Here is a 23,286-nt window from a genome sequence, read left to right on the forward strand (position 1 = left end):
TTATCCTCCGATCTGACGCCAGCGGCGCCCATCGCGATGCATCAGCATCAATGCTTCTTCTGGCCCCGAGCTGCCCTGATCGTATTTCGCGGGCTTGTCGCCACGCTCTTCCCAGCCGTGAATGATGGGATCAACCCAAGCCCAGGCGGCCTCGGCCTCGTCACCACGCATGAACAGGGTCTGGTCGCCGCGGATCACATCCATGATCAGGCGTTCGTACGCGTCGGGCGATTGTCCATCATCGCCCAGCGCGTCGGCAAAGCTCATGTCCAGCGCCACATCGGACAGGCGGAACCCACCCTGACCCGGTTCTTTGATCGTGGTGCGCAGAGTTATGCCCTCGTCCGGTTGCAGGCGGATTACCAGCACGTTGCCGTGCAAAGGTCCAACATTCGGGAAGATCGTGTGCGGTGGGTCGCGGAAAAACACCGCGATCTCGGATTCGCGCGCCCGCAGGCGCTTGCCCGTGCGCAGATAGAATGGCACTCCGGCCCAACGCCAATTGCCAATATGGGCCTTGAGCGCAATAAAGCTTTCGGTACGGCTGGCAGGATTACCAACGTGATCAAGGTACCCATCGCCCCCTTTTTCGGTGCGGTATTGGCCACGAGCGATATCCTTGGGTTCCACCGGCTCCAGCGCTTCGATCACTTTGACCTTCTCATCGCGCACAGCGTTGGGTGAGAATTTCGAAGGCGGCTCCATCGCCGTCAGGCACAGCAATTGAACCAGATGGTTCTGGATCATGTCCCGCATTGCTCCGGACTGATCGTAATAAGCACCGCGCCCTTCGACGCCTACGGTTTCGGCCACGGTGATCTGGACGTGATCGACATGGGTGGCGTTCCAGAGCGGTTCGAATAGAGAGTTGGCAAAGCGCAGGGCCATCAGGTTCTGCACGGTTTCCTTACCCAGATAATGGTCGATACGGTATATCTGATGCTCTTCGAAACAGGCGCGCAGGCCCTCATTCAATGCTTTGGCTGATGCAAGATCGTGACCAAAAGGTTTCTCGACTACGATACGACTGTCCAGCGTGGCCAGTCCGTTATCGTTCAGACGTTGTGCGATACCTGAGAAGAGACTTGGGCCGACGGACAAATAAAATGCGCGCACCACATCCGGACGCAGTGCCTTAGCCAAATCGGGCCAACCCGCATCACCCAGTGCATCAACCGGAACATAATCGACGCGAGAGAGAAAGCGATCAAGCGTGTCTTTTTTGAATCCTGGCGCAAACTCTTGCATCGAAGTAAGCAACTGTTCGCGGAACCCATCACTGTCCATGTCGGATCGGGCGGTTCCGATGATGCGCGCATCCTCCGGCATCTGGCCGACCTCGAACCGGTGATACAGGCCCGGCAGGATCTTGCGTTGCGCCAGATCGCCCGTCGCGCCGAACAAAACAAGGTCGAACGGATCAACCGGAATTACGCGTGAGACCATTGCAAGGCTCCTTTCGACTTCCCCGCCAGATTAGGCAAGGATTCAGTCCGGGACTTAACGCATGTGCGTCAAAATTCATGTTATCGCTAACATTCATCGGCTGAATAAGAAACCCGAACGCAAAAATCAAGCTCGGATTTACAATCAACATCGCAGAAGGCCGGTCAGGACTGTGTCCGCAGCCAATCCATCACCGCAGGTCGCACGGATTGTTCGCCGCGATGGCGGGCATCAGCGATAATCTTGCGCACTTCCTGAAGGTTCGATCGCAGCATCAGGCTTTTGACCGGCCCGATTGAAGCGGGGCGCATCGACAGCGTCCGAATACCCATCGCAGCGAGGCACAGCGCCTCGACCGGGCGACCGGCATCTTCACCACAGAAGCTGAGCGGAGTTTCGGAAATCGCGCATCGTTCCACAATACGTTCGATAAAACTCAGAAAGCTGACGTTCAACGTATCATAACGACGACGCACCAGCTCATTCTCGCGGTCGGCGGCGAAGAAGAATTGTTTCAAGTCGTTGCCACCGATCGAGATAAAGCCCACCTCGTCAAAGAACTTCTGTGGCGCAAAGGCGAGCGAGGGCGTTTCCAGCATCGCCCCAACCTCGAGTGTTTCGGGCAAGACGTGACCCAGCCGACGTTCACGTTCGATGGTTTTCTTGACCTCCCAGCGCGCTTCCCTGAATTCATCTGCCTGCGCGACAAACGGGAACATGACCGTCAGGGGTCGCCCATCGGCGGCACGGATCAGCGCCTGTAGCTGCATCCGCATCACGCCGCGTTTATCCAGTCCGACGCGAATCGCACGCCAGCCCAGCGCCGGATTCGGTTCTTCCACATGCTTCATGTAGGGCAGAACCTTGTCTGACCCGATATCCAGTGTCCGGAACACCACGCGTTTATCACCCGCCGCATCCAGAACCCGCTTGTATTGCGTTACAAGCTCGGATCGTTTCGGCATCTGATTGCGGATCAGGAATTGCAGCTCGGTGCGGAACAGACCCACGCCTTCGGCACCCGAGTTATTCAGTGATGGCAAATCGGCCATCAAACCCGCGTTCATCACCATGTTGATACGCGCACCATCCTGCGTCACTGTCGGCGTTTCGCGGATCGACGCGTAGCGTTCTTGCGCCTTAGCCTCCATAGCGATCTTGTCGCGGAAGGCACTGACCACGGTGTCTTCGGGTCGCAGATGCACAACGCCGCTATCCCCATCAACCAGAATGTGATCACCATTCAGTGCTTCGGTTGTGATACGGCCCACATGCACCACTAGCGGGATCGCCAGAGCGCGTGCCACGATGGTTGCATGGCTGCCAACCGAGCCTTCTTCCAACACGATGCCTTTGAGCGATCGGCCATATTCCAGCAAGTCTCCAGGGCCGATGTTGCGGGCGATCAGAATCGGATCGGGCGGTAGATCAGCCCCGTTGCCATTGCCCTGACCGGTCAGAATCCGCAGTAACCGGTTGCTGAGGTCATCCAGATCTGCCAGCCGTTCACGCAAATACGGATCGGTGACCTGCCCCATGCGGGCGCGGGCCTGGGATTGCTCTTTCTCAACCGCCGCCTCGGCGCTGAGGCCAAGGGCGATGTCTTCCTCCATCCGGCGCATCCAGCCCTTGGAGTTGGCAAACATCCGGTAAGCTTCCAGAACCTGCAACTGCTCCTTGTCGCCGCCCTGAGAAATCTCGAGCATCTTGTCTACGCCAACGCGTAGCTCTTCAACTGCCTCGGTCAGCCGCTCACGCTCGCGGTGTGGATCTTCGGCGATTGGGTTGGTGACGACGACGCGTGGCTCGTGCAGCCAAACATGACCTTCAGCAGACCCTTCCTGCGCAGGTCCCCCGTTCAATTGCACCGACTGCTGATGAAGCGGTGACAAGGCTGCGCCTTCACCCACGAATGCGCCCAACTCGGCCATTTCGGCCAGAACCATAGCGACCACTTCCAGCGCATAGACCTCATCCGCAGAAAACTCACGCGCGTCCCGTGACTGCACAACCAGTACGCCAAGCTTCTGCCCCAGACGCTGCACCGGAACACCCAGGAACGACGAATACCGTTCCTCGCCGGTTTCCGGCATGTACCGAAACCCCTTGGCTGACGGTGCATCGGCGGTGTTGACCACCTTGCCGTACTTGGCGACGCGTCCAACCAGCCCCTCCCCCATACGCATCCGGGTCTGGTGCACGGCTTCGGGTGATAAACCTTCTGTGGCGCAAAGCTCCAGCGTGTCTTCATCGCGGAACAGATAGATCGAGCACACTTCGCGTTCGGTACTGTCTGCGATCAGATGCGTGATCCGGTCAAGACGTTCCTGACCGGCGGCCTCGCTGGCCATTTCTTCGCGCAGCCGCCCCAGCAGCTTGCGAGATTCTGTTTCCGTGCCTTCCGCCATGGCCCACCCACGTTACGGTTTCAGACGGGACACGTGGCTGAAAACTCAGGCCGCCTTGTCCAGTTCAAAGGCATCATGCAGTGCCTGAACCGCAAGTTCCATGTATTTCCTGTCGATCAGGACGGAAATTTTTATCTCGGAGGTTGTAATGACCTTGATGTTGATCCCCTCATCCGAGAGAATCTTGAACATCTTGGCCGCAACACCGGATTGCGAGCGCATGCCGATCCCCACAACCGACACCTTGCAGACGTCTTCGTCCGCAACCAGTTCGGCATAGTTCAGCTCACCCTGTTCCTTGATCTCCAGCAGTGCCTTTTCGGCACGCGCAACCTGATTGGTCGGGCAGGAGAACGTCATGTCGGTACGCCCTTCGTCCGAGATATTCTGGACGATCATGTCAACGTTGATGCCTTCATCGCTGAGCGCCGTGAAGATGATCGAGGCAATTCCGGGACGGTCGGCAACCGAGACAACGGTCATCTTTGCCTCATCCCGTGAATAGGCCACGCCCGAGACTACATTGGATTCCATGATTTCCTCCTCGTCGACGACCAGCGTACCAGCCTCGTCGGATTGTTCCTCAAAGCTTGAGAGAACGCGCAGTTTCACCTTGTAGCGCATCGCCAGCTCGACCGAGCGGGTCTGCAGCACCTTGGCCCCAAGAGAGGCCAGTTCGAGCATTTCCTCAAACGAGATCCGATCCAGCTTGCGCGCTTTCTCGCAGATGCGCGGGTCGGTGGTGTAGACGCCGTCCACATCTGTGTAGATATCACAGCGCTCGGCGTCGAACGCTGCAGCGAATGCCACGGCGGTGGTATCAGACCCACCGCGGCCCAATGTGGTGATCCGTCCTTCGGGGCTGATGCCCTGAAAGCCTGCCACCACCGCAACACGCATGCCTTCGTCAAACTTCTGAGTAATGTTCTCCGGCGGGATCTCCTCGATCCGGGCAGCCGAATGGGCGCCGTTCGTGATCAGAGGCACCTGCCAGCCCTGCCAACTGCGCGCCGGGATTTCCATTTCTTGCAGCGTCAACGCCATCAGGCCTGCGGTAACATTTTCACCCGAAGAGACAACGGCATCGTATTCTCGCGCATCATAGAGGGGCGAGATTTCATCGACCCAACCTACCAGCTCGTTGGTTTTACCCGACATGGCCGAAACGATGACGATCACGTCATAGCCCTTGGCGACCTCGACACCGACCCGTTTTGCAGCGCGGCGGATCCGGTCCAGATTGGCGACCGACGTGCCGCCGAATTTCATCACGAGTACGGGCATGAGGCCAAAGTCTCCGCGCCTTGAATTTCTGATCCCGTGCGTCTTATGCGAGGGGGGGCGTAAGGGCAAGTGGGCAAAGTCTGCGCAGCAGTGCTTTACTTTGATCGCACGTGATGTAAGCGTTCCATCAACATCTTATTCCAAGAGGATTTCCATGTTCCGCTTTGCCCTTGCCCTGACTCTGATCTCAACCGCTGCCAATGCCCAAGTGGCCACCCTGTCGGGAACGGACGGTGAGAATTCACTGGGCACGGTACCTTGCGCGGCTTTGGCGGGTGACACACTGGCCAGCTGTCCTGCCGAATTGCGCAAGCGTGAAGATGGGACCGCGACGCTGGCGGTACAGTTGAACACCGGCGAGGTGCGGCGGATCTATTTTACCAAGGGCGTGCCTGATTCCAGCAGTTCGACATCGAATCTGACATATGAAACACGCGGCGACATTATGGTAATTTTCATCGAGCCCGGAGAAGTCTATGAACTCCCCAAAGCGGCCTTGAACACTCAGTAAGGGTGTGCGCGACCGTCCCATGTTTCAAAACAACCGGTGGTGTCGAGCGAAAGCGCCGCAAAGCGCTCGATCAGGCCATCCGCCGCTTGATCTACGCTGATCTCTGCGCTGGTTCCGCCCATATCGGTCTGCACCCAACCCGGATGATAGATTCCGACCGCGATTCCATCTGCCTGTAGATCCGACGCAAGGTTGCGACCCAGATTCAGAACCGCTGCTTTTGAAGCGCGATAGATATAGCTGCCACCGGGTGCGCGCGTATGTGATGCCATCTGAGAAGAGACAATCGCAATTCGTCCCCGCCCCGCACGCAGGTTCGGCAATAGTGATTGAATAGTCAGGAACACGCCGGTCACATTGGTGGCGAAGCTCTGCGCCCACATCTCAGCGGGATAACCGTTAAGGTCGTGACCTTTATCCAAATACACACCCGCATTGCAGATCAGAAGATCGATCGGGCGACCTTGTAATTGCTCGGCCATCGCCGCGTGATGGGCCGGATCTGTGACATCTAATACGATGTCGGCACTACCGTCTCGCGACGTCCCTATCACATCTTGGCCTGCGGCACGGTATTGATCCGCCAGGGTTTTTCCGATACCCCGGTTCGCGCCAGTAATAACGATATGCATTGGTCAGTTGGTCTTACGGCTGGGGACAAACGGCAGTGGCGCGACGGGCACGCCATCTTCAATCAGTGACTGCGCCTCTTCGGGCTGTGCCTCACCATAGATGGCGCGCTCGGGCGCATCACCCAAATGTATTTTGCGCGCCTCGCTGGCGAAATCCTTGCCTACATAGTCAGAGTTTTCTTCGACCTTGCGACGCAGCTCGCTCAACACTTCTTGGATCTCGGGCGAAGGTTTTGCCATATTGATCTCATCTGTTGGCGCTGGCGTCGGCGCCGGAGTTGTATTGGCAACGGTATCTCGTGCAGGCCGAACCCGCGGTGTCATGATCGCCTTTTCCACCTGATCGCAACCACAAACGGCGCAGGTGACCAACCCGGTGTTTGCCAACTTGTCAAACGCAGCGGCTGATTGGAACCAGCTATCAAAGCTGTGGCCTTGGCTACATTTCAATGCGTATTGAATCATGGTGTTTCCAGTTTACGGTTGGCGAATAGATACCGACCAACATGGCAATATCAAGTCTTGATCTTGACCCACTAGTGCGAATGGCCGCCGAATCCGTCCAAAAGTGCAGCAAGCTCAGGGGATGACACCTTCGCCGATGCTTTTTCAGGCGAATACCACTTCCTTCTGCGTTTACCGGCTTCGGGGAAACGAGTTTCCATTTGCTGTACATTCAGCGGAAAAACATCGACCAGACACAACGCAGAGGCATTGTTAGATCGCTTCTTTACGTATGCAAATCGGCCCAGACTTTCAGTTCCACATTTTCCAAGCACGCCCGCCTCTTCCCAGGCCTCCCGCGCGGCAGTTTCTGGCGCAGATAGCCCGTTGATGAGCCACCCTTTTGGAATGATCCAGCGTTGCGCCCGACGGGTCGTGATCAACAAAATTTCAGGCGCACCACATTTGATGCGATAACAAAGTGCAGCAGATTGGGTAAACACAGGCAGCGCCCCGGACAGAGAAAGCCCCTCTGCCGAAAGCCTGCCAGCCACGCCACTGCGCCCGTCAAACACGGTTCATACCTACTGCTCGCTCCGCTTATGTTGCGGTTTATAAAGTGATATTTATCATATCTGGTGGAATCTGCCAAGCATTACGGGAAAGTTTCTTGCCTAAGGTCCATCCGTCCCGACAATCGGCGCACCAACTCGTCATGAGGGATGTCGGCGTCAATTGCCAATCGACGGAGCCCGAAATGCACCTGCGCGATCTGCTGATAGTAGCGGGTATAAATAAAGTTCGTGCCACCCCCGGCAAGCGCACCAAGGAGCGGTACGGACTGCGCCGCGAGCTTCTGGCCCAGCACGACCGACAATCGCGGAGCAACCAGCGCAATCAGGCGCTGCATGGTTGGCCCCGTCAGGGTCAGACGCATCGAGAAAAAGCCCAGATCAGCCCCATCATCCTCGGCCAGCGGTCCTGCGGCTGACAGCACCCGGATCGAGTCGAATTTCACGTTTTCAGCCTTCGGATCGAACCCTTCGCGTGCTGCCGCGCCTTGGATGGCACGTAGCATCATTGCTGTGGTCGCGGGCAGTTCAACCAAAGCTGTTGACACGCCGCCCAGGCCTCCGGCTGCGCCCATGGCGGTAGTCAGCGCCGTATTGACCCAAGGTTTCTGATCCGGCACCGCCCGGCGCGTGCCTTCGGCGGCATGCATGGCCAGCCAAAGCGCCTGTTCGGTTGCTTCGGTCAGTCCTTCCCGCACTGGTTTTGGCAGCTGATCCAGCAGGGATTCTGCAGACCCGCCCAATTTGTTCAACAGGTTTACCCCCGCACCACCTGCCGATCCATAAAGTTGCGCCAGCCGGTCAAGTTCGGCCTCGGGATCGAGTTTTTCGACAAGAACAACGTCCTGCATCTGTGCCCTCCTGTTCTGAAAACATCGGCACTTTGCGGCGGGTTTTCAATGGGTCAGCGCGTCCAGCGAGTGACAACTCCTTGGATTCCAGACCAAACTCCAGGAATTAGCTCTAACCCAAGCACGCGATCTGGGTTGGTGGGTGGGGGCATCTCAACACCGGTGAGCCGATTGAAACCAAATCGCGCATAATAGGGCGCATCACCCACCAACATGACACGATCCCAGCCTTTGGCGCGCCCGGCTTCAACGCCCTGGTGGATCAGATAGCCGCCCAACCCCTCACCTTGATGGGTTGGATGCACGGCCACCGGACCTAGCAGCAATGCGTCGTGATCCTCTATGTGCACGGGCCAAAACCGGATCGCACCCGCCAGAATACCCTGCCCATCACGCGCAACCTGCGATAGCCCGGCAACCGGAGGCACGTCATCGCGCAGCCGATAGGACGACAGCGCCTCGCGCCCCGGTGCAAAGCACAGGTCATATAGTGCCTCGACCTCCCACCAGTCCTCTGGCTCTTCCGGCCTGATCCTGAATTGCTGCACGCGCACCCTCTTTTCCTTGCTGGAATTCGCCCTAGCACTTCGATACGCCTTGGGCAAACGCTTGGAGATCTTATGTTCTATCGCCCCGAAGACGGCCACGGCCTGCCGCACAATCCCTTCAACGCCATCATCACGCCGCGCCCGATTGGTTGGATTTCAACGCGCGATGCGGATGGGATTAACAATCTGGCCCCCTATTCCTTCTTTAACGGCGTCGCCTACACGCCGCCTCAGGTGATGTTTGCCACTACAGGCACAAAGCACGATCAGGACGGCGGCAAGGACAGCATCGCCAATATCGAGGCAACCGGCGTGTTCTGCGTGAACGTCGTGGCCCATGCGCATCGTGACGCGATGAATGCCAGCTCGGAAGGTCTGGCAAAGCACATTGACGAGTTCGCCCATGCCGGGCTGACCCCGATTGAATGCGAAACGATCGCCTGCTCGCGGGTCAAAGGCGCACCCGCAGCGCTGGAATGCAAACTGACGCGGATCGTGACCCTACCGGGTGAGGCAAATCGAGTGGTATTCGGAGAGGTCACCGGCATTCACCTGCAGGACGACCATATTCGCGATGGCAAGTTTGACGTGACCTCGTTCAATCCCCTCGCGCGGCTGGGATATCGGGACTATTCTGTAGTGACAGAATTGTTCAGCCTTTCACGACCGGATGACTGATGCCGCTGCCTGATCCTCTTCGCAGATATCCGATCTCTCTACCCAACGGCTCTAGCCACAAGGGAACGGTATTCTTATCTCAGGCCGTCGATCATCCCCGGTTCGAGGCCGGAGCTTACACGTATGCTTCAGATTTTGATGCGCCGCAGGACTGGGCGCAGCGGCTTGCACCGTATCTGTTTCCCTTTTCGGAAGAAAAACTGGTGCTCGGCAAGTTCTGCCAGATCGCTCATGGGGTAAGGTTTATCACCGCTTCAGCAAACCACGCGACCGATGGGTTGACCTGCTTTCCGTTTCCAATCTTCAATCCGGATCGCATGACAGGCTACCGACCTGACACACGTGACACGGTTATTGGGCACGATGTCTGGATCGGTTTCGGGGCGCTGATCCTGCCCGGCGCACGGATCGGAAATGGCGCAATCATCGGCGCAGGCTCGATCGTGCGCGGTGAGGTTCCACCCTATGCGATTGTTACCGGTAATCCAGCGGAAGTTCGACGGTTCCGTTTTGATCGCCATGTTATCGAGCGGTTGCAAGCATTGCGCTGGTGGGATTGGCCCGCTGATACCATCGCACAGGCCGAAGAAGCGCTGCTCTCGGGTGATATCAACGCATTGGAGAAGATCGCTTTGCAGAAATAAGGCGGCCAATCAGGCCGCCTTTTCCAGTATTCAGTGCCCACCTAGAATTCCGGTCCGAACCGAATAATCGACAGCCAGTTCGTAATCCGGGTCATCATCGCTATCGACCATCAGGTGGCCGGCCTTGTTCAGTAGCGTGTGACAGTCGCGGCTGAGGTGCCGCAGCATAACCCGCTTGCCCGCCGTCTCGTATTTGGAAGCAATGTTTTCGATGGCCTGCAGCGCGGATTGGTCCACCACACGGCTGGCGGCGAAATCGATAATGACGGTCTCGGGGTCGTTTTGTACCTCGAACAGTTCCACGAATCCTTCGGACGATCCAAAGAACAGCGGGCCCTGAATCTCATAGACCTTCGCGCCCTCTTCCGTTTCCGAGTCGCGCGTGACCGCATGGATGCGTTTCGCGTTATTCCAAGCGTATGCCAATGCCGAGACGATCACCCCGACCACAACAGCCACTGCAAGGTCTTCCATTACGGTCACGACTGTCACCAGTACGATCACGAACGCGTCCATCAAAGGCACCTTGCGCATGATCTTCAGCGAGTTCCAGGCGAAGGTGCCGATCACCACCATGAACATCACGCCCACCAGTGCAGCCAGCGGTATTTGTTCGATCAGCGGTGAGCCAACGAGGATAAACAGCAACAGGAACAACGCCGCGGCAATACCTGCGATACGCGTGCGCCCACCGGATTTCACGTTGATCATCGACTGGCCGATCATGGCACAGCCGCCCATACCGCCGAAGAAGCCAGTGACCACGTTGGCGGTTCCTTGCGCGATGCACTCCTGCGAAGCACCGCCGCGTTTGCCGGTGATTTCACCCACAAGGTTCAGTGTCAGCAGAGATTCGATCAGGCCGATTGCCGCAAGGATCAGCGCATAGGGCAGGATGATTTCAAAGGTTTCCCAGTTTAGTGGAACCATCGGGATATGTAATTTAGGCAAACCGCCTTCGATCGATGCCAGATCGCCGACGCGCGGGACGTCCAGCCCAATGCCGATTACTAGCGCAGCGACGACTACGATCCCGGCCAACGGTGCAGGGATGATGCGGGTGATGCGGGGCATAACCCAGATCACCGCCATGGTCAGTCCGACCAAGCCAAGCATTGTATAGAGCTGCAGGCCTGACAACCACTCACCACCACTCATTCCGTGGCCGGTGTTTTCCATGGTGCCAGGTACTTTGAACTGGCCCAGCTGCGCCAGAAAGATCACAATCGCCAAACCGTTCACAAAGCCCAGCATGACCGGATGCGGCACTAGGCGGATAAACCGGCCCCAATGCATCGCCCCCGCGATGATCTGCATGATCCCCATCAGGACAACGGTCGCGAACAGGTATTCGACCCCGTGTTCCGCGACCAGAGCGACCATGACAACCGCTAGTGCCCCGGTTGCGCCCGAAATCATGCCCGGACGGCCACCGATCAGCGCGGTGATCAGACCAACCAGAAATGCCGCGTACAATCCGACCAGAGGGTGCACCCCGGCAACGAAGGCAAAGGCCACGGCTTCGGGGACTAGCGCCAAGGCGACGGTGAGACCGGACAGCAACTCGATCCGCAGGCGGGAAAAGGTCAATCCCTCATCCGGGACCCAGCGCAGATCGGGTTTGGCTATACGATTGGCAAAGCTTGCCAGCATGGCTCGGGGCATGGATCGGTCCTGTTGGTCGGTTTTGTTCGCGCGAAAGGGGCCTTCTAGCGGTCAAACCGGCCTCGAGATACCGCGCTAGGCGGGACCCTGATATGCACCCCACGCATAGCTTGACGCAGGTGCACACAAACCGTTGAACCCACTTGTCAAAAGAGGCCGCGGCCCGCAGAACTCACCAAGAAGATAATTTCAACGGAGAGCAAACGTGACCCAAACAAAAATCGCCATCATCGGAGGATCGGGCATTTATGACATTGATGGTCTGGAAAATGCCGAGTGGGTCACTGTGGAAACGCCATGGGGTACGCCGTCGGATCAGATCCTGACCGGGTCTCTGAATGGGACCGAAATGGCCTTTCTGCCACGTCACGGGCGCGGTCATGTGCATTCACCAACCGAAGTGCCCTATCGCGCCAATATCGACGCGTTGAAGCGGCTGGGCGTAACGGATGTGATTTCGGTTTCGGCCTGCGGGTCATTCCGCGAACCTATGGCGCCGGGTGATTTCGTGATCGTGGATCAGTTCATCGACCGGACATTTGCCCGCGAAAAGAGCTTTTTCGGAACCGGCTGCGTCGCCCATGTGAGCGTTGCCCATCCAACTTGCCCACGCCTGTCGGATGCCTGCGAGACAGCTGGCAAAGCCGCAGGCATCAATATCCATCGGGGCGGCACTTATCTGGCGATGGAGGGGCCGCAGTTTTCCTCTCTGGCGGAATCAAAGATGTATCGCGAGCACTGGGGCTGTGATGTGATCGGCATGACCAACATGCCGGAAGCGAAACTCGCCCGCGAGGCCGAGCTTTGTTATGCCTCGATCGCCATGGTCACCGATTATGACAGCTGGCACCCAGACCACGGCGAGGTCGACGTAACCGCAATCATCGCCACGCTGACCGGCAACGCCGAGAAAGGCCGGGCGCTGGTCAAAGGCCTGCCCGCCTTATTGGGGGCCGAACGTGTGCCCTGCCCGCATGGCTGCGACCGGGCGCTGGAATATGCCATCCTGACTGCGCCAGAAAAGAGAGACCCGGCGCTGCTGGCCAAGCTGGATGCGGTGGCTGGGCGGGTCCTATAATCTCAGTTCTGAGACAGGTTCTTTTGCACCTCGTCCCACAGGCCATATGACCACAGATTGTTGTGGGTTCCGTCCGGGATCACGTAAAGCTGCGCGCTATCAGACATCTCGGCCAGAGCCTGTCCGTGGTGCAGCGGGATGGTTTCATCCTCGGTGCCGTGAAAGATCAACGTCGGCACCGTGATCTGTTCGATCAGGTCGCGGGTGGCAAACTGATCCTTCATCAGGACTGAGACAGGAAGAAACGGATAGCGTTCCGCAGCGACATCGACGGTTGCAGTGAATGGGGCTTCGAGCACAAGCAATTCCGCCTCGGGGCGCTCAGCAGCAACGGCGGCCGCGATGCCGGTGCCGAGGCTTTGTCCGTGCAAAACAACGGCTTCACCCTTTCCGGTCAGCCGGTCAAAAAGTTGCACGCCATCAGAGATCAGCGCCGGTTCCGAAGGCTCACCCTCGCTGCCCGGAAAGCCACGATAGCTGGGGGCCAGCAAGCCATAGCCTGAGTTGAGAATTTCGCGCAAACGATCAGCGCGATCACCCAGATTGCCGCTTTGGCCGTGGAAAAACAGGACTGTCGGTGCATCGGGAACCGCAGCCGGCGCGGCCCAGACTGTCAGCACTGTGCCATCGGTCATCGGGACCGATTGCATCTCAACATCTGCCAATCCAACGCTGGACGGGTCGGGCAATTCACCATCGGGTTTGTAAAGCAGAGATTGCTGGTTAAGAAACATGTAACCGACGATGCCTGTATAGATGATCGCACCGGTCAGCAGCAGCCCAACCAGAATGTTTTTTACACGCTCAACGCCAAAGTGGCTGGAACTTGTCTTAGTATCTGCATGTTGTGTTTGAACCATTGCCCCCTCCTTTGGTCGCACTGCGAGTGTGGGAAGTCTTAAGCGCGTTTCAAGATGCATGAGCCAAGCTTCATCCAATCTTAAATCTGTTGCCGCAATGCAAGAACCCCTGGCGTTTGAGATAGCGGCAGTTGAATTGCCCTGATGCCACGCCATGTTGAAGCCAATTATCGGCGAAAAGGCATACACTTAGCCAACCCAACCCGAGCATAGAGAGGCGTTATGAAACGTTTGGACGCGCTGGATGCTGCCCGCTTTTTAGCCTTTTGCGGTATGGTGTTGGTTAACTTCCGTATCGCAGCCGAAGTCGCTCCGGGCACTGATTGGGCCTCTGTTTTGATTGATGCGCTGGAAGGACGCGCAGCTGCTTTATTCGTAGTTCTCGCCGGGATTGGTATCGGATTGTCACGTATCTCAGCAGGATTATTGCTACGCAGAGCTGCATTTCTGTTTGTGATCGGTCTCATGAATATGACCATATTCGACGCCGATATCCTGCATTTCTATGCGCTTTACTTTGTAGTCAGTGCCGCGTTTCTGACGACTTCGAAACGCGGGCTGTGGCTGGCAGCGTTGGGAATCCTGATCCTCACAGTATTCGCCAACCTGATCTTCAACTATGATCAGGGCTGGGATTGGGAAACGCTGGTGTATACCGATCTCTGGAGCTTGTCCGGATTTATTCGCAACGCACTTTTCAACGGCTGGCATCCGGTCTTGCCATGGGCAGCATTCCTATTGATCGGAATGGCGATCGGGCGGTCTGACCTTCAGACCCTTTGCATTCAGCATCGGTTGATCATGTGGGGCTTTGGCGCAGCGGTGCTGGCTCTGTTTCCGCAGATGTTAACATCAGACCCGGAATTGGCGGCCTATTTGGGGACCGAGTCGATCCCGCCCGGCCCATTCTACATAATGGCGGGGACTGGGACCGCCTGTATGGTGATCGGGTTGTTATTGAAGCTCTGGCCAATGATCGAGCGGAGTGGGATCGCGACGTTTCTGACCGCACCGGGACGACAAAGCCTGACGCTTTATATGGCCCATATCCTGATTGGAATGGGGCTGCTGGAAGAACTCGGACTGCTAAACGGATCGCTGAGCGCGCCGCAAATCGCGATGTACGCACTGTACTTCTGTGTCTTGTCGTCACTATTTGCCCTGCTTTGGTTCAGTAAATTCAAGCACGGACTATTAGAGACGGTGATGCGCCGCCTAACCGAACACGCAAAGGCTTGACCTCGCTGTCGCGGCGAGGCTTGGTGTGGGCGACGCATCGATAGGATTTCCAATGTCACTTGAACTCTGGCTCGCCTTTGTGGCCGCATCGACCGCTCTGCTGCTGATCCCCGGGCCGACGGTTCTGCTGGTTCTCAGCTATGCGCTGTCGAAAGGGCGCAGCGTTGCGGTTGCCTCGGCAACTGGTGTGGCTTTGGGAGATCTGGTGGCGATGACTGCATCGCTGTTGGGGCTGGGCGCGCTGGTATTGGCCTCGGCTACCCTGTTCACTGTGCTGAAATGGGTGGGTGCTGTTTATCTGATTTGGCTAGGCATCAAACTTCTTCGCAGCGCGCCTTCTGGTGGTGTACAGGCTATTGAGACTGAACGAAATGTCACCGCCCGCAGCGTCTTTGGCCATGCCGCCGCCGTCACCGCGCTGAACCCGAAATCAATCGCTTTCTTCATCGCGTTTGTACCGCAGTTCCTGCGCCCGACTGATCCGCTGGGGCCGCAATTCGCAATACTGATCGCCACCTTCGTCGGTCTAGCCGGGCTAAACGCACTCGCCTATGCGCTGCTGGCGGATCGGCTGCGCCGCATGATCGGACGTACAAACGTCATCACTGCCATGACCCGGTTCGGAGGGCTGACTCTGATCGGGATGGGCGTCGCTACAGCTGTATTGCGCCGCCCTGCCTAAGGTCAGTCTTTGGCATTTTCCTTCATGAACGCCCGGATGAACCGGCGGATTGCGCGCGTGGCTGACGTAAACCGCGCAACTCGTGGCTCTCGAATGCTCAGTTTCGTTACCATGGCCTGCCAAACGCCATCGGCCGCCGCCGCAAGTAGCCGCAGGCGCCAAAGTTTTCTTGCATGACCGACTTTGATGGGTCAAACACCCCTGCGTGTTTGATGCCAAAGGGGTGGCCCATGTCCAGAAACAAAACGGTCAAGGATTACATTCGGACCATTGTCGATTTCCCGCATGAGGGGATCATGTTCCGGGATGTCACCACCCTATTTGCTGATCCACGCGGGTTTCGTATGGCAATCGACCAGATGCTGCACCCCTATGCGGGCGAGCGGATCGATAAGGTCGTGGGTCTTGAGGCACGCGGCTTCATTCTGGGCGGTGCCATAGCACATCAGTTGAGCGTTGGATTTGTGCCAATTCGCAAGAAAGGCAAGCTGCCCGGCACTACGATCAGCCAAGACTATAAGCTGGAATATGGCGAAGCTATCGTTGAGATTCATGATGATGCCATCCAGCCGGGTGAAAAAATTCTGGTCGTTGACGACCTGCTCGCTACAGGCGGCACCGCTGCCGCTGGGATCAAGTTGATCGAACGACTGGGGGGCGAGATTATCTCTTGCGCGTTTATCATCGACTTGCCCGAACTGGGTGGTCGCAAAGCGCTGGAAGATCTGGGTATGGATGTGCACGTTCTGTGCGAGTTCGAAGGGCTCTGACCATCACACAATTCACGGAATCGTGACTGGAATTCGTGCAACCCGCAAGCTTAGCCCGGGTAAGTCGAATTTCAAGAAGCTGCGACGCTTAATATCTCTGATCTCTTTGTGAACATACTGCGTACCCCGAATGATGCCACCTAAGGCATTCTCAACAAGGGAAATCACGTCATGTTTCGCAAATTCGCTGTTGCTGGAGTTGCAAGTCTTCTGTTGACCACTTCTACCCTGGCAGACGGGCATTCTAAAGATATCGTCGATACTGCAGTGGGTGCGGGCAGCTTCGCAACGCTCGTCGCTGCGGTACAGGCTGCCGAACTGGTTGAAACGTTAAAGGGTGACGGGCCGTTCACTGTGTTCGCGCCCACGGATGAGGCGTTTGCAGCGCTGCCCGAAGGCACGGTAGAAAACCTGCTAAAGCCGGAAAACAAGGACCAACTTGTCGCGATCCTTACCTATCATGTTGTGCCCGGCAAAGTGATGTCGGGTGATTTGTCCGATGACATGACCGCCGCAACCGTACAAGGCGGGGATATTACTATCGATCTGGACAATGGCGTCATGGTGAATGATGCCAACGTGGTGCAAGCCGATATTGAGGCCGAGAACGGCGTGATCCATGTGATCGACAAAGTTATTCTGCCTGCGTCATGAACTTGTGGCGCGGCCCGGTATTCGACCGGGTCGCGCTTATTTTTTCAGAACAGCTCCGGGGTTCATGATCCCCTTCGGATCAAGCGCCATCTTGATGGCACGCATGGCCTGCAATCTTACTGGATCGCCATAGTCTTCAAGATCGTCGGTCTTGAGCCTTCCAACACCATGTTCCGCACTTACCGATCCTTCAAATTCATGTACCAGATCATGCACGGCACGTTTAACGGCACTGCGTTGTGCATCAAACTCGGCCTTGTCGTGACCGGCAGGCGGAAACACGTTGTAGTGCAGGTTCCCATCACCCAAATGGCCAAAGCAATTCACCCGGAAGGGCCCCTGTTTGGCAACCACACGCGCGCCGCGCAGGATAAATTCGGGGATTCGTGAGATCGGAACCGAGATATCATGACTTGAGACAGACCCGATCAAGCGGTTGGCCTCGGGAATCTGCTCGCGCACCGCCCATAATTCGGCTCTTTGAGCCTCACTCTGAGCAATGACGGCATCCCGCACCAGACCGCGTTCTTCGGCCGCCACATAGATTGCCTCGAGCATGTCCGAAGGATCTTGCCCAGCGGACAGGCCCAACTCGATCAGGACGCTCCATTCCGGTGGCTTTGCAAAGGGTTGCCGAATGTTCGGCAGAACCTCGGTCAGAAACTGCAGCCCTTGCCTGTGGATTAGCTCAAACGTGCTGATCGCCTCGCCCACCTGATCCCGCGCCAATGATAACAGATCAATTGCTGCCTCAGGCGAGGCAACCTCTAACATCGCCGTTCCGCCCCCTTTGGGTTGCGGGAACAGCTTCAGTGCCGCCGCCGTGATGATCCCCAGCGTCCCTTCGGACCCGATCATCAGGTTGCGCAGGTCATAACCGGTGTTGTCTTTGCGCAAACGACTAAGCCCATGCCAGATATCACCGCTTGGCAATACCACCTCAAGCCCCAAACATAGATCGCGTGCATTACCATAGCGCAGCACATTCACGCCACCGGCATTGGTGGCCAGATTGCCCCCGATTCGGCAAGATCCCTGTGCCGCCAGCGACAGAGGAAACAACCGTTCGGCATCCTCGGCTGCCGCCTGTACATCCGCCAGAATGGCACCCGCTTCAGCAACGAGAATGTTTTCTGTCGGGTAGATCGCACGGATTGCTGACATCCGCTCTAGCGAGATGATCAACGGCGTAGGGCCATCCGGCGCAACCTGCCCACCCACCAGACCGGTGCCGCCGCCATATGGAACAACGGGCACGCACGCGTCAGCAGCCAACCGGACCAGGGCCGATACCTCTTCTACGGTCTTAGGCAAGGCCAGCAACCCGCCCTGCCCTACAAACCGCTGACGTGGCTCTTCAAGATAGCGTTCGGAAACGGGCCTCAGTACATCATCGCCCAGCTGGGCGCGCACTGCTTCGGCAAAGCGGTCATCGGCGGGGTACAGAGTCATACCCACTCCCTGCCAAAGGCCAACGGCAGCGGCAAGCCCTATTCCTGCTCAATCAGATACTGGGGTTCCAACACGACGACCGTCGGTCGGTCTGGCAAAGTCCGCAATGAGACGATGAGTTCCGAAACTCCATCTCGCTCAACCGGAAAATCCTCGCGTATATCCACTAGAAATCGTTCAAGCGAGAAGTCTGAAAACCAGTGCATTGGAATAATGATCGAACTTTTCAGCCGCTTCAGAACTTGGATCATTTCGGGCAGAGGCATGGTCGTCCCACCATCCACTGCGGCCATGACCACATCAAGCCGACCCAATGCCGCGAATTGTTCGTCCGAGGGAATATGATGCAGATGTCCCAGATGACCGATGCACAACCCCTCTACTTCGAACACAAAGATCGAGTTCCCGCGCTCTTCAACGCCACCATAAGCCGATCGAATATCGGTCGACACATTACGCACAAGCAGCTCTCCCAGATCGAGATGATGTTCAATGCCCTGCCCGAACTCGCCCCAACCAGGCAGGACGTACGGGATGGCCGGATCGGGATGGGCGGTCCAGTGGGTGCTGTGCGCATGGTTCATCGTGACTACGTCTGGAATCAGCGCTGCGCCGCCGATAAAGCCGGTGAAATCGGTCACCGCGTTCAATCCACCCTGTGTCTGGATCAAAAACGATGCATGCGCGACATAGCTGATCCGAACCGAAAACTCTGGCACGGGATCCTGCCAGGCCGCTTTGTGAAGATATTCAATCCCCGGCGCTGCATCTGCAATAGCGATACAGTGACTAGGCCGCCGCTCCTGCGCCACAGCCCCGCCCGAGATCATCATCAATACCGCAACAACCCGCCACATGCATCGAGTGTAGCGCAGAACGCCCGCAAGTCATGCCCCTTGTTCATCTGGCCAAAATACTCCGGGGGAGGCGTGGCCTGCCGCGACGGGGCAGCGCCCCCTAACCTACGTCGGTCTTCCCGCGCCGATCAGACCGCAAAGACGCATACAGAACATGCGTCCGCCACCGCCCGTTGATCTGCAGATAGGACTGCGCCACGCCTTCGTACTTGAAACCCGAGCTTTCTAACAACCCGCGCGAGGCCTTGTTTTCCGGCAAACAGGCGGCCTCGATCCGACTCAGATCAAGGCGGGTAAAGGCGTGATGAACCACCGCTCCAATCGCTTCGCGCATGAAGCCCTGACGGGCAAAGGATTGCCCCGTCCAGTATCCCAGTGTTCCGGCCTGCGCTGGACCACGGCGGATATTATCCAGCGTGATGGCCCCCAGCAGGACATTATCCGTACGGCGAAACAGAAATAGCGGAATCGCCGTACCGCCGGCAACCGAGCGCTGAGCCCAGTAAACCCGGTTGGTAAAAGATTTGCGACTCAGGTGATCCTTCGCCCAAACTGGTTCCCACGGGGTCAGGTATTCTTTTGACGCGCGCCGCAGCGCCGCCCAATCATTGAAATCGGAATGGACAGGCGGGCGCAGGCTCAGCCGCTCGGTTTCGAGTTTAAGCTTGCGTCTGCCCAGTAGCATCACGCCGCACGCCTCTCCTGCAGCTCAGCCAGCGATGGCGCACCCGAAACCGGCCCGTACAGCGCCAGCGCCGCCGGGGCCTGCATGGCCATCTTTTCAGCAAAGGCGCGCACATTCTCGGTACTGACCGCGTCGATCTTGGCGACCGTATCCTCGAGCGAGGGCACCCGCCCCCAAATCTGCACCAGACGCGCCAGACGTTCGGCCCGGTTCGAGGGGCTTTCCAGCCCCATCAGCATTCCGGCCTTCATCTGTGCGCGGGCACGGGCCACTTCTTCGTCATTCATGTCGTCGGCGGCGCGCTTCATCTCGTCGATGGTGATCGTGGCCAGTTCCGCAACTTGATCGGCGGAGGTGCCCGCATAGATCGTGGTCGTACCGGTGTCGGCATAGGCGCCCGTCTGTGCAAATATCGTGTAGCAGAGACCACGCGTTTCGCGCACTTCCTGAAACAGGCGCGAAGACATGCCGCCGCCTAAAGCCGTCGAATAAATCTGTGCGGTATAGATCGCATCATCGCGATAGCCTGGGCTCTCCAGAGCCAGCGCGAAATGGGCCTGTTCCAGATCTTTTTCCTGCCGTGCCTCACCACCGGTAAAGCGGGCAATTTCAGGGGTCAGACCTTTGCGCGGCTGCAGATGGCCGAACATTTCTTCCGCCATCTTCATCAGGGCGTTATGATCCACAGCGCCCGCAGCGGACAGGATCATTTGTTCCGGCCCGTAATGCTCGGATACAAATCCTGAAAGGTCCTCACGCGAGAATGCGCTGACCCGCTCGGTCGGCCCCAGAATGGTCCGGCCCAGAGGCTGGTCGTGATAGCTCTGCTCTTGCAGCCAATCAAAGATCACATCGTCGGGCGTGTCATAGGCCTGGCCAATCTCTTGCAGGATCACGCCGCGCTCGACCTCGATCTCGCGCGGATCAAAGATCGGGTTCAGAACGATGTCGCCGATCACGTCCATCGCCAGCGCCACATCGTCTTTCAGAACGCGTGCGTAATAGGCCGTCACCTCGCGTGAGGTATAGGCGTTGATATAGCCGCCCACATCTTCGACCGCCTCGGCGATTTGCAGCGCGGATCGCCGCTCGGTTCCCTTGAATGCCATATGCTCAAGGAAATGCGCGATGCCGTTTTGTTCGATCCGCTCATGCCGCCCACCGGCGGTTACCCAGATGCCAATGGCTGCAGATTGCAGCCCCGGCATATGTTCACTGACGATACGAAAGCCGTTCTTCAGTTGGTCCTGTCTGACTGTCACTCAGCAATATGCCTTCTGATATGATCCTCAAGGGCACCCAGATCGTTGGCAATCCGCGTCACCCGTTCCGGACGTTCATACAGATCAGACATGCGGGATGGAAGAGGCGGATGTTCGCCGCTTGCCTTCTCAACCGCTGCCGGGAATTTCGCGGGGTGTGCGGTGGCCAGAGTGATCATCGGAACGTCGGCAGAGCGGTGTTCTTCAGCGACCTTAATACCAACCGCAGTGTGCGGACAAACCAGTTCGGCGCTGTGGGTCAGAGTGTGTTTGATTGTGGCCAGTGTCTCATCCTCAGATACACGACCCGAGTCGAAGCTTTCCCGTAGCGCTTCCATCGCGCCTTGGCTGACGTTGAAGCCACCGTTCTTCAACTCATCCATCAATTGCGCAACGGCACCACCATCCTCACCATAGGCAAAGTACAGTGCGCGCTCAAAGTTGGAACTGACCTGAATATCCATCGACGGGCTGATCGAAGGGATCGTGTCACCCTTGAAATACCCCTCGCCCGACAGACAGCGATGCAGAATGTCGTTCTGGTTGGTTGCCACCACCAGACGATCGATGGGCAGACCCATACGCTTGGCCAGATAGCCTGCGAAGATATCGCCGAAATTCCCTGTCGGCACGGTGAAGCTGACCTCGCGATGCGGTGCGCCGAGGCTGACGGCAGCCGAGAAATAATACACGATCTGTGCCAGGACGCGCGCAAAGTTGATCGAGTTCACACCGGCCAGCTTCACCCCATCACGGAAGTCGAAATCGTTGAACATGTCCTTCAGCGCGGCCTGACAATCGTCGAAGTCGCCATCCACGGCCAAAGCGTGCACATTGCTGTCGGCTGGCGTCGTCATCTGACGGCGCTGCACTTCCGAAACACGGCCATGCGGGAACAGGATGAACACATCCACCGCGTCCAGCCCTCGAAACGCCTCGATGGCAGCGGAACCAGTATCGCCGCTTGTCGCACCGACGATAGTTACGCGATCACCGCGCCGTTTCAGCGCTACCTGAAACAGCTGGCCGATTAGCTGCATGGCGAAATCTTTGAAGGCCAGCGTGGGTCCGTGAAACAGCTCCAGCAGAAAATGGTTCTCGTTCAGCTGCTTCAACGGCGCGCGGGCGTCGTGTCCAAAACCATCGTAAGCCCGGGCGATGATAGCCTTGAACTCATCCTCGGCGAACGAGCCGCTGACATAGGGCCACATCACGCGGAATGCGATTTCTTCGTAGGGCAAGCCAGCCAACGCAGCAATTTCGTCCTGCGACATCACAGGGATCTCGACGGGAAGGTACAGGCCACCATCACGTGCCAGCCCGGTCAGCATCGCTTCTTCAAAGCTTAGTTCCGGCGCTTGGCCACGGGTCGAGATGTATCTCATTGCTCTTCTCTCTCAGAAGGGGCGCGGTTGCGCCACAGGAAGTATCCGGTCATTGCGGCCCAAACCAGAGCCAAACCAAACCATGTGATTGCATATTGAAGGTGGTCGTTCGGGATACCCGCCGTGTCCACCGGAAGAGGTGTTATGTCAGGGTCCGTTTTGGACCGGGCGATCAACAGCACAGGCTCTGTACCTAGTGCCGCAGCCAGAGTGGGCACGTCACGCGCAAACCAGATGTTGCCATCGATATCTGGCTCGGGCGTGTAGCTGTCGATTTCATCAGGCCAGTGCAGATTGCCTGAGACCTCCATCGGGCCGGTCATACGGTCGGCTTTCTTGGCGGTCGTCGGTACAAAGCCCCGATCCACAAGAATAGTCCGATCCGCGGTGCTGAAGGGCTGAATGATCCGGTACCCAGCCCCAACCTGCTTGACCGAGACCAGAACGTGGATTTCCTCTGGCTTCATTTCTCCGAAGAGTGTGACAGGAAGATACTTGTCATCTGCTTCCGTGACGGTCTCGGGGAGATCAACCGCATCAGCCGCAATGCGCGCTTCGATCTCGGCCAAAATGCCCTGTTTCCAAGCCAGACGCTGCATTTGCCACACGCCGAGCGATATCAGCACGCCCAAACCCGCGAGGCCGAAAATCAGCAGAAACAGAATGCGGCGCATGGCGG

The 23,286-nt window shown here is 57.5% G+C and carries 24 protein-coding genes; 8 read left to right on the forward strand and 16 right to left on the reverse strand.

Going from position 1 to position 23,286, the window contains the following annotated elements:
- From zwf to ACRZ91_RS13715, 3 genes are all read right to left on the reverse strand, one after another.
- Positions 1-1,446 (reverse strand): glucose-6-phosphate dehydrogenase, encoded by a 1,446-nt coding sequence (zwf, locus tag ACRZ91_RS13705; protein ID WP_480906256.1) that lies wholly within the window; start codon positions 1,444-1,446, stop codon positions 1-3.
- 164 nt (positions 1,447-1,610) lie between these two features.
- Complete coding sequence (ptsP, locus tag ACRZ91_RS13710) at positions 1,611-3,854, reverse strand: phosphoenolpyruvate--protein phosphotransferase (RefSeq protein WP_170541536.1); 2,244 nt, start codon at positions 3,852-3,854, stop codon at positions 1,611-1,613.
- Positions 3,855-3,899: 45 nt separating this feature from the next.
- Positions 3,900-5,138, reverse strand: a complete 1,239-nt coding sequence (locus tag ACRZ91_RS13715) for an aspartate kinase (protein WP_480906259.1) — start codon at positions 5,136-5,138, stop codon at positions 3,900-3,902.
- 154 nt (positions 5,139-5,292) lie between these two features.
- Here ACRZ91_RS13715 and ACRZ91_RS13720 point away from each other — a divergent pair, with 154 nt between their 5' ends.
- The gene (locus ACRZ91_RS13720) at positions 5,293-5,649 is read left to right on the forward strand and encodes a hypothetical protein (RefSeq protein WP_010441693.1); all 357 of its coding nucleotides are present in this window, start codon (positions 5,293-5,295) and stop codon (positions 5,647-5,649) included.
- On the opposite strand, the gene ACRZ91_RS13725 is transcribed toward ACRZ91_RS13720, so the two are convergent.
- The 5 genes from ACRZ91_RS13725 to ACRZ91_RS13745 all read right to left on the reverse strand — a co-directional run bounded on the left by ACRZ91_RS13725 (position 5,643) and on the right by ACRZ91_RS13745 (position 8,696).
- The gene (locus ACRZ91_RS13725; protein WP_480656258.1) at positions 5,643-6,281 is read right to left on the reverse strand and encodes an SDR family NAD(P)-dependent oxidoreductase; all 639 of its coding nucleotides are present in this window, start codon (positions 6,279-6,281) and stop codon (positions 5,643-5,645) included. The two genes, ACRZ91_RS13720 and ACRZ91_RS13725, sit on opposite strands and share 7 nt — an antisense overlap.
- A gap of 3 nt (positions 6,282-6,284) precedes the next feature.
- Positions 6,285-6,746, reverse strand: a complete 462-nt coding sequence (locus ACRZ91_RS13730; RefSeq protein ID WP_170779378.1) for a DUF1178 family protein — start codon at positions 6,744-6,746, stop codon at positions 6,285-6,287.
- 71 nt (positions 6,747-6,817) lie between these two features.
- A complete protein-coding gene (locus ACRZ91_RS13735; RefSeq protein WP_480906264.1) occupies positions 6,818-7,279 on the reverse strand; it encodes an NUDIX hydrolase in 462 nt (153 codons plus the stop codon).
- Between the two features lie 101 nt (positions 7,280-7,380).
- Positions 7,381-8,148, reverse strand: a complete 768-nt coding sequence (locus tag ACRZ91_RS13740) for an EcsC family protein (RefSeq protein WP_480906267.1) — start codon at positions 8,146-8,148, stop codon at positions 7,381-7,383.
- A 53-nt stretch (positions 8,149-8,201) separates the two neighbouring features.
- Positions 8,202-8,696: a GNAT family N-acetyltransferase gene (locus ACRZ91_RS13745; protein ID WP_010441688.1), complete on the reverse strand. Its 495-nt coding sequence runs from the start codon at positions 8,694-8,696 to the stop codon at positions 8,202-8,204.
- Positions 8,697-8,768: 72 nt separating this feature from the next.
- Here ACRZ91_RS13745 and ACRZ91_RS13750 point away from each other — a divergent pair, with 72 nt between their 5' ends.
- A complete protein-coding gene (locus ACRZ91_RS13750) occupies positions 8,769-9,374 on the forward strand; it encodes a flavin reductase family protein (protein WP_480906270.1) in 606 nt (201 codons plus the stop codon).
- Positions 9,374-10,018 carry a CatB-related O-acetyltransferase gene (locus ACRZ91_RS13755; protein ID WP_480906273.1) on the forward strand — a complete coding sequence of 215 codons (645 nt, stop codon included), beginning with the start codon at positions 9,374-9,376 and terminating at the stop codon, positions 10,016-10,018. Before ACRZ91_RS13750 ends, ACRZ91_RS13755 begins: the two co-directional genes overlap by 1 nt.
- 30 nt (positions 10,019-10,048) lie before the next feature.
- On the opposite strand, the gene ACRZ91_RS13760 is transcribed toward ACRZ91_RS13755, so the two are convergent.
- Positions 10,049-11,683 (reverse strand): SulP family inorganic anion transporter, encoded by a 1,635-nt coding sequence (locus ACRZ91_RS13760; protein ID WP_480906275.1) that lies wholly within the window; start codon positions 11,681-11,683, stop codon positions 10,049-10,051.
- Between the two features lie 205 nt (positions 11,684-11,888).
- Between ACRZ91_RS13760 and ACRZ91_RS13765 the strand changes: the two genes are divergently transcribed.
- Positions 11,889-12,761, forward strand: a complete 873-nt coding sequence (locus tag ACRZ91_RS13765; protein ID WP_480906278.1) for an S-methyl-5'-thioadenosine phosphorylase — start codon at positions 11,889-11,891, stop codon at positions 12,759-12,761.
- Between the two features lie 2 nt (positions 12,762-12,763).
- Here ACRZ91_RS13765 and ACRZ91_RS13770 read toward each other — a convergent pair whose 3' ends face one another.
- Complete coding sequence (locus ACRZ91_RS13770) at positions 12,764-13,621, reverse strand: alpha/beta hydrolase (RefSeq protein ID WP_480906281.1); 858 nt, start codon at positions 13,619-13,621, stop codon at positions 12,764-12,766.
- A gap of 222 nt (positions 13,622-13,843) precedes the next feature.
- On the opposite strand from ACRZ91_RS13770, the gene ACRZ91_RS13775 reads away from it, so the two are divergent.
- From ACRZ91_RS13775 to ACRZ91_RS13790, 4 genes are all read left to right on the forward strand, one after another.
- Entirely contained in the window at positions 13,844-14,860 is a 1,017-nt protein-coding gene (locus tag ACRZ91_RS13775) for a DUF418 domain-containing protein (RefSeq protein ID WP_480906284.1), read from the forward strand.
- A 52-nt stretch (positions 14,861-14,912) separates the two neighbouring features.
- Positions 14,913-15,542, forward strand: coding sequence for a LysE family translocator (locus tag ACRZ91_RS13780; protein ID WP_170473237.1), 630 nt, complete (start codon positions 14,913-14,915; stop codon positions 15,540-15,542).
- Between the two features lie 230 nt (positions 15,543-15,772).
- Positions 15,773-16,312: an adenine phosphoribosyltransferase gene (locus ACRZ91_RS13785; RefSeq protein WP_010441681.1), complete on the forward strand. Its 540-nt coding sequence runs from the start codon at positions 15,773-15,775 to the stop codon at positions 16,310-16,312.
- Positions 16,313-16,483: 171 nt separating this feature from the next.
- Positions 16,484-16,966, forward strand: a complete 483-nt coding sequence (locus ACRZ91_RS13790) for a fasciclin domain-containing protein (protein ID WP_480906288.1) — start codon at positions 16,484-16,486, stop codon at positions 16,964-16,966.
- Positions 16,967-17,002: 36 nt separating this feature from the next.
- On the opposite strand, the gene ACRZ91_RS13795 is transcribed toward ACRZ91_RS13790, so the two are convergent.
- From ACRZ91_RS13795 to ACRZ91_RS13820, 6 genes are all read right to left on the reverse strand, one after another.
- The gene (locus ACRZ91_RS13795) at positions 17,003-18,418 is read right to left on the reverse strand and encodes an FAD-binding oxidoreductase (RefSeq protein WP_480906291.1); all 1,416 of its coding nucleotides are present in this window, start codon (positions 18,416-18,418) and stop codon (positions 17,003-17,005) included.
- 38 nt (positions 18,419-18,456) lie between these two features.
- A complete protein-coding gene (locus ACRZ91_RS13800; protein WP_480906353.1) occupies positions 18,457-19,248 on the reverse strand; it encodes an MBL fold metallo-hydrolase in 792 nt (263 codons plus the stop codon).
- Between the two features lie 127 nt (positions 19,249-19,375).
- Positions 19,376-19,960 carry a GNAT family N-acetyltransferase gene (locus tag ACRZ91_RS13805; RefSeq protein WP_010441677.1) on the reverse strand — a complete coding sequence of 195 codons (585 nt, stop codon included), beginning with the start codon at positions 19,958-19,960 and terminating at the stop codon, positions 19,376-19,378.
- Positions 19,960-21,222 carry a M16 family metallopeptidase gene (locus ACRZ91_RS13810; RefSeq protein ID WP_480906295.1) on the reverse strand — a complete coding sequence of 421 codons (1,263 nt, stop codon included), beginning with the start codon at positions 21,220-21,222 and terminating at the stop codon, positions 19,960-19,962. The genes ACRZ91_RS13805 and ACRZ91_RS13810 overlap by 1 nt, the downstream gene beginning before the upstream one ends.
- Positions 21,219-22,607, reverse strand: coding sequence for a threonine synthase (gene thrC / locus ACRZ91_RS13815; RefSeq protein ID WP_480906298.1), 1,389 nt, complete (start codon positions 22,605-22,607; stop codon positions 21,219-21,221). Before thrC ends, ACRZ91_RS13810 begins: the two co-directional genes overlap by 4 nt.
- Positions 22,604-23,281, reverse strand: coding sequence for an SURF1 family protein (locus ACRZ91_RS13820; protein WP_480906302.1), 678 nt, complete (start codon positions 23,279-23,281; stop codon positions 22,604-22,606). The genes thrC and ACRZ91_RS13820 overlap by 4 nt, the downstream gene beginning before the upstream one ends.
- Positions 23,282-23,286 lie beyond the last annotated feature (5 nt).

The organism is Ruegeria sp. O11, assembly GCF_056535285.1.